This is a genomic window from Parabacteroides sp. AM58-2XD (assembly GCF_003463685.1).
Classification (GTDB): Bacteria; Bacteroidota; Bacteroidia; order Bacteroidales; family Tannerellaceae; genus Parabacteroides; species Parabacteroides segnis.
In genome coordinates this window covers 1-13,129 of the sequence record NZ_QSDP01000139.1, presented here as the reverse complement: position 1 = coordinate 13,129, position 13,129 = coordinate 1, and the positions used below count along the sequence as shown (strand labels likewise).

The 13,129-nt window shown below is 43.7% G+C and carries 10 protein-coding genes; 5 read left to right on the top strand and 5 right to left on the bottom strand.

The annotated features are described in order from the left end of the window. Nucleotides 1-510 precede the first annotated feature (510 nt). The 4 genes from DXA15_RS22760 (at nucleotide 511) to DXA15_RS22745 (ending at nucleotide 4,814) form a co-directional block, all read left to right on the top strand. A complete protein-coding gene (locus DXA15_RS22760) occupies nucleotides 511-1,419 on the top strand; it encodes an electron transfer flavoprotein subunit beta/FixA family protein (RefSeq protein WP_007653585.1) in 909 nt (302 codons plus the stop codon). Nucleotides 1,420-1,423: 4 nt separating this feature from the next. Further along, nucleotides 1,424-2,443, top strand: coding sequence for an electron transfer flavoprotein subunit alpha/FixB family protein (locus tag DXA15_RS22755; protein WP_046147828.1), 1,020 nt, complete (start codon nucleotides 1,424-1,426; stop codon nucleotides 2,441-2,443). 4 nt (nucleotides 2,444-2,447) lie between these two features. Next, complete coding sequence (locus DXA15_RS22750) at nucleotides 2,448-4,154, top strand: acyl-CoA dehydrogenase family protein (protein ID WP_128135544.1); 1,707 nt, start codon at nucleotides 2,448-2,450, stop codon at nucleotides 4,152-4,154. Between the two features lie 96 nt (nucleotides 4,155-4,250). Continuing rightward, nucleotides 4,251-4,814 carry a transposase gene (locus tag DXA15_RS22745; protein WP_128135543.1) on the top strand — a complete coding sequence of 188 codons (564 nt, stop codon included), beginning with the start codon at nucleotides 4,251-4,253 and terminating at the stop codon, nucleotides 4,812-4,814. Here the strand turns inward: DXA15_RS22745 and DXA15_RS22740 are convergent, their stop codons facing one another. After that, entirely contained in the window at nucleotides 4,815-6,131 is a 1,317-nt protein-coding gene (locus DXA15_RS22740; protein ID WP_128135542.1) for an MATE family efflux transporter, read from the bottom strand. A 599-nt stretch (nucleotides 6,132-6,730) separates the two neighbouring features. Between DXA15_RS22740 and DXA15_RS22735 the strand changes: the two genes are divergently transcribed. Further along, on the top strand, nucleotides 6,731-8,002 hold the full coding sequence (locus DXA15_RS22735; RefSeq protein ID WP_128135541.1) for a DUF3883 domain-containing protein: 1,272 nt from the start codon (nucleotides 6,731-6,733) through the stop codon (nucleotides 8,000-8,002). 603 nt (nucleotides 8,003-8,605) lie between these two features. Here the strand turns inward: DXA15_RS22735 and DXA15_RS22730 are convergent. The 4 genes from DXA15_RS22730 to DXA15_RS22715 all read right to left on the bottom strand — a co-directional run bounded on the left by DXA15_RS22730 (nucleotide 8,606) and on the right by DXA15_RS22715 (nucleotide 12,862). Next, on the bottom strand, nucleotides 8,606-10,678 hold the full coding sequence (locus DXA15_RS22730) for a BT4734/BF3469 family protein (RefSeq protein ID WP_128135540.1): 2,073 nt from the start codon (nucleotides 10,676-10,678) through the stop codon (nucleotides 8,606-8,608). A 156-nt stretch (nucleotides 10,679-10,834) separates the two neighbouring features. Continuing rightward, nucleotides 10,835-11,221 (bottom strand): HU family DNA-binding protein, encoded by a 387-nt coding sequence (locus tag DXA15_RS22725; RefSeq protein WP_128135539.1) that lies wholly within the window; start codon nucleotides 11,219-11,221, stop codon nucleotides 10,835-10,837. Between the two features lie 286 nt (nucleotides 11,222-11,507). After that, nucleotides 11,508-12,341 (bottom strand): PAS domain-containing sensor histidine kinase, encoded by an 834-nt coding sequence (locus DXA15_RS22720; protein ID WP_128135538.1) that lies wholly within the window; start codon nucleotides 12,339-12,341, stop codon nucleotides 11,508-11,510. Next, nucleotides 12,338-12,862 (bottom strand): response regulator, encoded by a 525-nt coding sequence (locus tag DXA15_RS22715; protein WP_007653607.1) that lies wholly within the window; start codon nucleotides 12,860-12,862, stop codon nucleotides 12,338-12,340. Before DXA15_RS22715 ends, DXA15_RS22720 begins: the two co-directional genes overlap by 4 nt. Between the last annotated feature and the right edge of the window lie 267 nt (nucleotides 12,863-13,129).

Here is a 13,129-nt window from a genome sequence, read left to right as displayed (position 1 = left end):
TCAGATGAAAAAATATGGTTATATAATCTTCCATACAGGTATGAAAAAATATGGTTATATAATCTTCCATACAGGTATGATAGTTTCTCCCGAAATTATCTAAATATAAAAAACTAAAACTTTAGCACACATCAAAAAAATCAATTAAACATCAAGTTCTTTCATCATATTATATATATGTAACCGGCATTTGATTATTTGCACAATCTTTCGATTAGATGTACAATCTTTCGATTTGCCATACCTCAGCATTCTTTAAACTTACATTTTAAATATTTGTAAAAATCGGATATTACATAACTATTGAACTTTTCCCTTAAAATAGCGAATGAACAGCTTATGTCAAAAACAACAAAGGTGCAGTCTGGGTGCTCAAAAAACCCTAAAGTGTGCAGATTTCAGGTTAAAGTTCTTTGAGATAAAGAATGTTTGACTACTTTTGCAATCGGTAATTTTTTTACTAATTACCAATTAATTTTCAGACAATAGAAATCTAATATTCCTATTAATATGAGTTTAAGAATTATTGTTTTAGCGAAACAGGTTCCGGACACACGCAACGTGGGAAAGGATGCGATGAAAGAAGACGGAACGGTAAACCGCGCCGCACTTCCTGCCATCTTTAACCCGGAAGACCTGAACGCATTGGAGCAGGCACTTCGCCTGAAAGATGCTTACCCCGGATCAACTGTGACATTACTGACTATGGGCCCGGGACGTGCCGCCGAAATTATCCGTGAAGGTTTATACCGCGGAGCAGACGGCGGCTTTTTGTTAACCGACCGTGCCTTTGCAGGAGCCGATACACTGGCTACATCATACGCCCTGGCCACGGCTATCAAAAAAATTAACGAGTACGATATTATCATCGGCGGCCGTCAGGCTATCGACGGAGATACTGCACAGGTAGGTCCCCAGGTAGCTGAAAAGCTGGGATTGACACAAATCACTTATGCTGAAGAAATCCTGAATGTGGATGAAGCAGCACGCCGTATCACCGTAAAACGTCATATCGACGGAGGCGTGGAAACCGTAGAAGGCCCGCTGCCTATCGTAATCACAGTAAACGGCTCGGCAGCTCCCTGTCGTCCGCGTAACGCCAAACTGGTACAGAAATACAAACGTGCCATGGGAGCACAGGAAAAAGCGGCTCAACCGACAGCCTGCCACCCCAATGGCCCGCAAGCTATTCAGTATCCTGAACTATACGAAACACGCCCGTATCTGAACATCCCCGAATGGAGTGTGGCTGATGTGAACGGCGACCTGTCTCAATGCGGATTATCCGGCTCGCCGACAAAAGTAAAGACTATACAAAATATCGTGTTCCAGGCAAAGGAAAGTAAAACACTGACCGGCTCGGACAAAGATATAGAAGATATGATTGTTGAACTGTTAGCTAACCATACCATCGGATAAGATTATGAATAACGTATTTGTATATTGTGAGATTGAAGGCACAACCGTTGCCGATGTAAGTCTCGAACTTCTGACCAAAGGTCGCAAGTTAGCGAATCAGTTAGGTTGCCAGCTGGAAGCAATTGTTGCCGGTAGCGGCCTCGAAGGCGTAGAAAGCCAGGTGTTGCCTTACGGTGTCGACAAACTGCATGTGTTCGATGCACCGGGCTTGTTCCCTTACACATCCCTGCCCCACTCTTCCGTACTGATCAACTTGTTCAAGGAAGAAAAACCTCAGATCTGCCTGATGGGCGCTACCGTTATTGGTCGCGACCTGGGTCCTCGTGTATCATCTGCACTGACCAGCGGTCTGACTGCCGACTGTACTTCATTGGAAATCGGTCCTCACGAAGATAAAAGAGCAGGTATCACTTACGAAAATCTGCTGTACCAGATTCGTCCGGCATTTGGCGGTAACATCGTTGCTACCATCATCAACCCCGAACACCGTCCCCAGATGGCAACCGTTCGCGAAGGTGTGATGAAGAAAGAGATTCTGGACGCAAATTATAAAGGCGAAGTGATCCGGCACGACGTAGCTAAATTCGTCCCGGAAACGGATTATGTAGTAAAAGTGATCGACCGTCACGTAGAAAAGGCAAAACACAACCTGAAAGGCTCTCCGATCGTCATAGCCGGCGGTTACGGAATGGGGTCGAGGGAAGGATTCGACAAATTGTTCGAACTGGCTAAAGAACTTCACGCCGAAGTAGGTGCCAGCCGCGCTGCTGTCGATGCCGGTTTCTGCGATCACGACCGTCAGATCGGCCAGACAGGTGTAACAGTTCGTCCGAAATTATATATCGCTTGCGGTATCTCCGGACAGATACAGCACATTGCAGGTATGCAGGATGCAGGTATCATCATCTCTATCAACAACGACGAGAACGCTCCGATCAACACGATCGCCGACTATGTTATCAACGGCACAGTTGAAGAAGTGATCCCGAAGATGATTAAATATTACAAACAGAACAGCAAGTAAAGAGATGGCAAATTATTATACAGACATACCGGAACTCAAGTATCACTTGAACAATCCGATGATGGAACGTATTTGCGAACTGAAAGAGCGCAATTACAGAGATAAAGAAGAGTTCGACTATGCACCGCAGGATTATGCCGATGCAATGGATTCATTCGATAAAGTGCTTGAAATCACCGGGGAAATCACCGGAGAGATCATTGCCCCCAACGCCGAAGGTGTCGACGAAGAAGGTCCTCACTGCGCTAACGGACGTGTGGAATATGCTTCCGGAACAAAACAGAATCTGGATGCAATGGTGAAAGCCGGCCTGAACGGTATGACCATGCCGCGTCGTTTCGGTGGTTTGAACTTCCCGATCACTCCGTACACCATGTGTGCTGAAATAGTTTCTGCTGCCGATGCCGGATTCGGTAACATCTGGTCGCTTCAGGATTGTATTGAAACATTATATGAATTCGGAAACGAAGATCAGCATAACCGTTTCATCCCGCGTATCTGCGCCGGAGAAACCATGTCTATGGACCTGACCGAGCCGGATGCCGGTTCTGACTTGCAGTCCGTTATGCTGAAAGCGACCTTCGACGAAAAAGAAAACTGCTGGCGCCTGAACGGTGTAAAACGATTTATCACCAATGGGGATGCAGACCTGCACCTGGTACTGGCCCGTTCGGAAGAAGGAACGAAAGACGGACGTGGTTTGTCTATGTTCATCTACGACAAGAAACAGGGTGGTGTAGACGTTCGCCGCATTGAAAACAAATTGGGTATCCACGGATCTCCTACTTGCGAATTGGTTTACAAGAATGCTAAAGCTGAACTTTGCGGTGACCGCAAATTAGGTTTGATCAAATATGTTATGGCGTTGATGAACGGTGCCCGCCTGGGTATCGCTGCACAGTCTGTCGGTTTGAGCCAAGCTGCTTACAACGAAGGAATGGCTTATGCCAAAGAACGTAAACAGTTCGGCAAAGCGATCATCGACTTCCCGGCAGTTTACGATATGCTGTCTATCATGAAAGCGAAACTGGATGCAGGTCGTGCTCTGTTGTATCAGACTTCACGCTATGTGGATATCTACAAAGCGCTGGATGATATTTCACGTGAACGCAAACTGACTCCGGAAGAACGTCAGGAACAGAAGAAATATGCTAAACTGGCCGATGCACTCACTCCGTTGGCAAAGGGTATGAACTCAGAATATGCCAACCAGAATGCGTATGACTGTATCCAGATTCACGGTGGATCAGGTTTCATGTTGGAATATGCTTGCCAGCGTATCTATCGTGATGCCCGCATCACATCCATCTATGAAGGTACGACACAGTTGCAGACAGTTGCCGCTATCCGTTATGTAACAAACGGTTCTTACCTGGCGATGATCCGCGAATTTGAAGCTATCCCCTGTTCTGCCGAAATGGAACCGCTGAAAGCAAGACTGGTAGAAATGGCTAACAAGCTGGAAGCTTGCATGAATAAGGTGAAGGAAGCACAAAATCAAGAATTACTTGACTTCGTTGCCCGCCGCCTGATGGAAATGGCAGCCGACTGTATCATGGCTCACCTGTTGATCCAAGACGCAACCAAAGCACCTGAATTATTCAGCAAATCAGCCGTAGTATACTTGAACTATACAGAAGCCGAAGTAGAAAAACATCACAGCTTCATCGAGAAGTTCAACGCTGACGAATTAGTAAACTACAGACAATAATAAGTATTGTCTCTCCATAAAAAAGCCGGATATCCTTTGATATTCGGCTTTTTATTTTTATGTTTGTGCCATTACCAGAATCAAAATAAATTAACTATGACAACTAATTACGATCCCAAGCTGCATCACCGCAGCAGTATCCGATTAAAAGGCTACGATTATTCCCTAGAAGGATTATATTTTGTAACGATTTGCGTGCAAAATATGGAATGTATATTCGGTGAAATCAAGAACAGTCCCCTCGTAGGGGCGGGGTCTGCCCGCCCTTTTGAATCAATCGCCCAAATGCACCTAAATGAATACGGACGAATCATCGAACAATGTTATTTGAATTTGGGACAAAAATACCCCAATATACAATGTGGTGAATATGTAATCATGCCTAATCATTTTCATGCTATTATTGCGATAGGGAGATCAATTGATGGGGGTAGTATTTGTGATAAAAGGGCGGGGATTCCCCAAGCAGTAGCATTAGGACATATTATTGCTTATTTCAAATATCAATCTACAAAACTGATTAATCTACAAAACCAAAAATTGTGGCAACGAAATTATTATGAGCACATTATCCGAGATGAAACATCATATAATAACATATATTGGTATATTATGAATAATCCACAGAAATGGAAAGATGATAAATTTTGGAGAAAATGATTATGGGGTGGATGTTAAAGAGGGCGGGCAGACCCCGCCCCTACGATGCCATAACATCCATTGCATAATCCCGCGTAATGATAAATATACCAGGAATGCCATCCATAAGGCATGGTTCCCCATTATTCCGTAAAACAGGTAATAGACAACGAAAAATGTACCTGAAGCCACCAGCATAGAATAAAGCATCAAACGGGTTGCGGTGGCACCGATCAGGATGCCGTCCCAGAGGAAAGCGGCAAATCCTGCCAGGGGAACGGCCAATACCCAATAATAATAGGTTCCCGCCGCCTCGATAACAGTCGTGTCATTCGTCAGCAATCCCAGGAAGCCCTGTCCTCCCATCATGTATAGGATGGTAAACGCTAACGACAATCCCCAACCCCAACGGAACAACAGGCGGATCATCCTTTGCAATCCGTTCCGGTTCTGTGCTCCGACATAACGTCCCGTCATTGCTTCACCGGCATAAGCAAAGCCGTCCATGATATAAGAGAACAAAGTGAATAACTGCATCAATAAGGTATTGACTGCCAGTACCACATCCCCCTGTCGGGCACCTGTCGACGTAAAAAAGGTAGTGACAGCCACCAGGCACAAAGTACGGAAAAAGATATCGCTGTTCACCTCGAAGAACTTGCGCATAGCCGTCCTCCCCACGATCTCACTCCACCGGAAAGCAATCTTCAACCTACCATAATATCGTAACCAAAGCAATAAAGCCATGAACAATCCTGCATACTGGGCAATCAACGTCCCTAGAGCCACCCCTGTAATCTTCATGTCCAACAGGAACACAAACGCCAGACTCGCCACGATATTCACCACATTCTGCGTGATCGCTATAAACATCGGAAAACGGGAATTCTGCATCCCGATAAACCAGCCGGCAAACCCATACAGTCCTAACACAGCGGGAGCCCCCCAGACACAAATATTGAAATAAACCGTAGCCAACTGCCGTACCTCCGGTGTTGCATCGATCAGATGGAAAGCGACCGCCCGGATCGGATATTGCAGCAACAGCAGACAGAAAGCAACAAAGCCCCCTACCGCCACCGCCCGCAGCAAAACCCGCGTCACTTCTTCCAGGTCACGCCGCCCAAAAGCCTGCGAAGTCATACCACTCGTCCCCATCCGCAGGAATCCGAACAGCCAGTAAATGATATTGAACAACATTCCCCCTACCGCGATCGCCCCGATATAAGCCGCCGATCCTAAATGACCTACAATAGCGACATCGATCAGCCCCAATAAAGGAACGGTTATATTTGAAACGATAGAAGGTATTGCTAATTGAAGTATCTTTTTATTCATTCTATTTTATTTTACCTGCAAAAATAGCCTTATTTTACAGTCTTGCACAATTTTAGCAGCTAAGACATCGTTAATCATAAAATAAACCCGATTACCATGTTCCTGAAAGCTCTCATCTGAAGTTTATTACACAATAAATGGATCACATTTATTCATGTTGGAGGACTAGCGATCTCCTTTACCTTTATCCTCTTACTCTCTTTTTATGTAAGAACTGAATCGAGTGTGGATAAGTTTCATGAACAGGAGGAAAATATCTACCAGATAATACCTGCGCCTTCTCCTCTCCTTTCGCCGACTATGTGAAAGAACATGTTGCCGGAATCAAAGCATATACCCATATAAAACTGCTGAGGTTACCATACAGTTTTTTGAAATTGGAGAAAAAAAGTATCAATAGTAGCGACAACCATATCAGCCTATTTCTGGATGAAGTCGAGTGTATGGACAAGACTAGGCTATAAAAAAACGTCCTATAAACTTTTTGATATTAAAACAGATACTATCTTCTTATTCTGTAAAATATTTTATATATTGCATCGACAAATAGAAATTAACCTTAAACTCGCTACAAAAGCAGTTTTTTAATAATAACATGTATGACTAAGAGTATTATTGAAATTCTCATTGATTATTCCGGGAGCATGGGATACATGGAAGGTACAGAGCATGAAAATAAGTTTTTAATAGATGGAAAAACTCGCTTTTATCTTGCAGAACAAATGATACAGAAGCATATATTTCCAACTATTGATTATGTGGAAAAAATTGTAATTCGTTTGTTTCGTGGAGCAATAAATAAAATAGAAATCAATACAATCTACGAAGGAGAGCTTAATTTCGGTAAGTTATGCTCTCTTATCTCTAAAATAGACAATCCTTCACCTGGTGGTACTCCTATTTCTGCCGCATTAAATGAAGCTAAACAGAATTTGACTAAATTTTCAAATTATGACAGAAAAATTCTTTTAATTACTGATGGTGAAGAAACTGAAGACTCCAGTTATATCACTGAAGCTCAATCAATTGCTCAACTACCTGGTACCCCATGCAAAATATATGTAATAGGTCTTGACCAAAATGAAGAGATGGAACGTAAAGCCAAAAGTATCGCTACGGGTGGATATTTCAATATCAAATCTCAATATTTTGAGAACAAAATACTGCAAGACTTTTTGGTAACGTTAAAACTATCTCTCTTACAGGACAGTAAGGAAATATTGCAACAATCAGATGATAGATTAACTAAAGAAAACATCCAAATAATAGACACCAAGATAGCAAAGACGATTACAGAGAATGATGCATCTACAACTGAACTGATTGATAATATTCAAACCCAAATAGATAAAACCAAAGCTATCTTATCTGAATTAGAAGTCATAAAAGAACAACTTCGGATAAAACAATTATTAAGTAGTGGAGTTGACTCAACAACTCTAACTATCGACGATGATTATTCCGAAGATATAAAAATCAAGAGTGAGACTATATTATATGAACACCTTTGCAAACAATATGGTAAGGATTCCGTTATATGGTTAAATCATCATCAAGAATCATATCTACATCATGACTTTGAAATACACGATGATTTTGGAGACATCGTTAAAATTATAGAATGCAAAGGTACTCCAAAATGCAAACCTACATTTTACATGACAGCTAACGAATGGAACTATTTCCTATTACATCAACAAGAATACCAATTATATAGAATATTTGAATTAGATACCACTCCTCAAATATATTGCATAGAAAATCTATTGAACGCGATACTTGAAAGAAAAGTAGTACCTTATTTGACTAGGCCAGAAATTTTAAAAGAAAATAGAGTATACTTAACAATTTTAAAATTCAAATTTGGTTAATATCTCTATGCAAATTTATCTTTCTCTATAATACCGCCAAAAATCTAAAATAGACTTTGTATCGTTCCCTAACCGCATGATCTAAAGCTCAAGCCATCGAAACCTATGTCTCCCCCCATGGGCACCGTCAGACTGAAAAAGCCTAGGACATCTTTATCCTTCTCCCGATAACGGGGCAACGGAGGATAACAATGAGACTCCCGCTGTAGAATGATCCGGCTTATTCATTGGCTTCTTACTCTCTCCGGTCATTCCGGAGGCATTACAAATATACGGCTGAAATTCATCTGTAGTATACTTTCCCTAATCATGCCATACCCCTGCCTGTTTACCCTAGCCGGAAGCACCAAATACAGATGCAAAGGATTCACTTAATACGGATGCCCCTGTCAAATGCTCATGCTATGTTTGAATTTTGAAAGCTTCTTCATCCTTCCGGACATGAGCTATAAAGATATTTCTATCTACCAGTTCTTTCATACACAAAGTTTTCTTATTTTATTTGCCATTTGCAATATTAAACCTTACAAAGCTATATTACAACATCTTACAGCATTGCAAACACTGTTTTCATTTGCAATGCCGTTTGCCATTTGCCATACGTCATTTATTCCTGACAACCAAATAACACGTACCTCTCATCGTACGGCGCGACGGGATCTTATTCTTTTGAAGCAAGCGTCCGAAGTATGTCAACCGTTTAGTTCCCAACTTTATACCACTTTTATCTTGCAGGTATTGAAGTATTTCGAGAGCAAAAAGTTCCTCATATTCCTCTCCCGGCAATGGTGCACGGAAGTTTTGCAGGAATAATTGTTCCTCTATCGGTATCTGCTGGAACACATCATTGTTGCGAGTGGTAGAAGATTCTTCTTCGGACGTAAACCAATAGCGTTCGCCTGCCTTTAAAGCCGAGACTGCCTGCGCATAAAGCTGTTCATAATTAACCGATACAGAATTATCTGCTGTCCCGGTTATCCCAATACAAATAAAACGGCGGCTACCGGTCGGATCGGTCAGCAAGTCATAATTATTACAAGTGGCAATGAAAGAAGCATACCGATGCAACGCCTGAATGCTCCGTTTATAAGGTTGGCGGGCATTGACCACCGGCTTTTGAAGGACATTCTTCAAAAAACTCTGATACGCGGCACTTACCGAATCGAACTCATCGATATTGATCAACGCAAAACGGGTAAGCAACAACTCCGCATCCCGTTTATTGCTGAAATCGATGCTATCGGTATAATACATACGAAGCGAAGGGGGTAACAGGTTCCGGCACCAGGTCGATTTGCCGCATCCCTGAGGGCCGACCAGCAAAGGCAACGAACTATTGGCATGCAAATGATCCCGCCGGTACCAATGAGCGACCATGCTCAGGAACCAGATATAAAACAAATCGCGCCAGGCAGTATTATCCGTCGGCAACGTATCGGCCAACGTACGGATATGGTCTTCCCCGTCCCATGCCGGCAAATGTTCCAGATAATCTTCCAACGGATAGAAAACCGGTACCCTGTCGGAATACACATACCGCTTCACATCACGATCCAAAAGTGCCAACCCTTCAGCCTGTGCATTCAGTCCGATACTGTTCAGAACCGTCTCCGTCACAGGAGCAAAACAGATATAATATGAACCTCTTGCCCGAAACTCCACTTCACCGGCCAGCATATTCCGCCTGAACTCATAACGCCGTTTCATAAACTCATCCGTCTTTACAGACAATAATTGCTCGGGAGGCATCACCGGTTTCTTTCCAAAATTCTTCGAAAGCTGGTACACCGTATGAATGGTCTCCCGGATCTCCTCTTCAAACAGTTCCAGACGCTGGTATATCCTTGTCCAGCGAACCGCATCCTCCTCCGGTATCCCGGACTGGAAACAATTTTCGGCCAGCTTTGTCAGGAAAGGCTTGACCTCTTTTCCGTCATCCAAACCTCCCGTTTTCTCCAATGCATCCAGCATACAGGCATTATAAAAACGGGAAATGATACGACTGCGGTCGAATCCGGGCATCATACGTAAAAGCGGATCTTCTTCTTTCGATACGATTTCCCGGTATGTCGGTTCGTCCGTCATCTGTGTCGGTTGCTCCTGAACCAACGCAACAGCCGAAAAATTATAATATAAATCAGGATCGAAGGAATAGCGGCATCCCCGCTCTAAAGAGGGAGCCTTTATCTCTATATCGCATTGCAGCTGAGCCTGATAATAGGCAACGGCGCGCCGATAGGCTACCGCATGAAACAATTCCGCCTGCTCCCTGTCCCGTGGTAATGTTCTGTCAGGCAAAACAAACGGTACCAATATTTTTACACTCTTTCCGCTGGAACCAGTAAAAGCTGCCAGTGTCTGAGGGGCTTGTGAAGCCAACTCTCTTACTCTCGCCACCTCTTCCTTATTCGCCAGATTTCCGACCTCCACCAGAACCAGTCCGTTATACGACCGGAACTCGACCTTTTTATCTCTTTTCCCGAATAATGCGGAAAAACACAACGCCGGAAGATCTGTTGCATGTATGCTTTTATCACCAGGCATCGAACAAGCCAGGAGCTCCCTGTATTCATTCACCACCTTACGGTAATCGCCGTTGCGCATGCCGCACAAAATGACGCTCAACGCCATATTTTTAAAGGTTTTACCCCCATTCTTTGTTTGTGTAATGTACATAGTATATTTTATTTTCACCCCTCTTATGATATGACAAATGGCAAACGCCATTGCAAATAAAAAAGGTATTTGCAATGGTTTAAATTTCTATTATACAATATATTGCAGGACAATATTGCAAATGGCAAATATTTTCCTGAAACTTTATGTACAACCTTATTTCAGCCTCGTAAACTCGATATCGCTCAACCGGTCTTTCAACTTCGGACTGGGTTTGAAGCCTATCCCTTTCAGTTTAATGGATTCAGCGCGGATTTTAGACGGTTCTTCCACATCGCGGTTCGGCTGAGCGGTTACCGAGAAGGTGCCCAGACCGTCGATCGTCACCGTATTGCCTTCTTTCAAGGCTTCCGATATCAAAAGAGTCAGATTTTCGATCATCCCTTTAACATCCCCATACGTGAAGGTGCTGGCATCGACCATTTGTTCTGCCAGCATATCGAGGTTTACATTACCATAACTTACGGTGGTAACCGAATACTTTACCTGCTCTTTGCTGGTAATATTATCATTGATTTTTGTGAGTTTGTACCTTACTGCCATACGGTTCCCTTTCTGTTAGATTTAATATTACTACTAGTTATTTCAAAGGTTACTACCTTTTATATCATTGATTACTAGTTAGTAAAACCAGGCTGTACAGGATAATCGAATAAGGTGTACAGGCTGGCCGACCAGGGTGTACAGGATAATCAGCCAGGGTGTACAGGATGATATTACTAAGTCAGGACTAAAGGTATAAAATATAAGGAGATATACAATAGTTTATCCTATATTTTTATCTTCTATTGCCGTTCATGTTAATAACAACACTTCGATTTTGTTCAAACTAAGACACAATAAACGTCACCTGGAAACCGGGCACAGGCCGTTCAGCCAAACAAAGGTCCCGGCCTTGCCGAACCATCATCTGCCGGGAAAGTGACAAGCCGATACCCGAACCATTCTTTTTGGTTGTAAAGAACGGAACAAAAATCTCCCGTTCGACATCTGCCGGAATAGGTGCACCGTTGTTACTGATCCACAACTCCTTATTCCAACGCACATCCATAGCCGTCGCCCCGGCTTCGCAGGCATTCTTAACCAGATTGATCAACACCTGGCGCAACATATTCTCATCCGTAAACATCGTGGCAGACAAAGGGATGGAAATATGCCACTCCAAATCCGGATAAAGCATCCGAATTCTTTCCACGAAAGCGGCCAATGGGATCTCCACAAGAACCGGATCCTGCAACTCTGCCAATTTCCGGTAACTGTCCACAAACAAGGCAAGCCCCCGGCTGGTGTCATGAATGGCACGGACTCCCTCCTCGTAAACCGTCCCCGCAATCGCCGGGTTATCCAAATAGGCCTGGCTGATGCTGGCTATCGGTGTCGTAGCATTCATGATTTCATGGGTGAGCACACGAGTCAGACGTTGCCACGATTCCACTTCGTTGCGGGCAAGCAGCACGCCTATATCCTTACCTGTTTCGTTAAGGGCTTCCTGCAACGCCCGCTCTCCGAAGAACAGACCTTTTACAGGAAGACGGAACGTGAACTCTTCGTTGCGAATCGCCTCACGCATCAGATGCGCCCGGTCTCTCAGCAACACCTGATGACGATAGAACCATCCGAAGAAGACAACAACGACCACTAAAAAAGAGAGTATCAGAATCATAGTTTTTTCATTTTAGCATACAATGTCTGCCGGGTAATCCCCAACAGTTCGGCAGCCCGGCTGATGTTGCCGTGGCAACGCTCCACGACCTTATGCACATGTTCCGCCTCGACTTGTTCCAACGAAACCACTTTCCGGCCGGCATCAATCGCATCTTTCAAGACACGGATCAACTCCTGGTTGTCCCAAGGCTTGGTAACAAAGTCTGCCGCTCCCATCTTCAACCCGCGCACCGCCAATTTGATATCAGCGTATGCCGTCACCAGCACCACCGGAATGGCCGGATGTTTCTTATGGATTGCCCGAAGCCAAAGCAAGCCGTCTTGTCCGGAGTTTCCCCCTTGCGTGAAGTTCATGTCGAGCAAAATCACATCCACCTCCTCTTGTGCCAATACCGTAAGAAGCGTGTCGGGAGAAACAAGCGTCAATACTTTGTCAAACTCACCGGCCAAACAGATCCTGACTGCCGTAAGAATCGCCGGATTATCATCCACCACCAATATCGTCCTGTAATTTGCCATATCCGATTCGTTTAGATTACCTTCATTTATCGGGGATAAAGGTACGGAAAAAGGCTGTATGAATATCATACAAACAGGTGTATGATTTTCATACAAACTGCTCTAACCGCGCTTTCCATCCATTGCCGAATGCCGGCAACCTTATACATTTGCAACAACATTACTGTCCCGTAAAAGTGGATAAATAGTTCTTTGAAATAATTGAAATATAGTCTATTAGATACTACTTTTTAGGCGCGACGATTTGAAATCATACCTTTGAGGTCA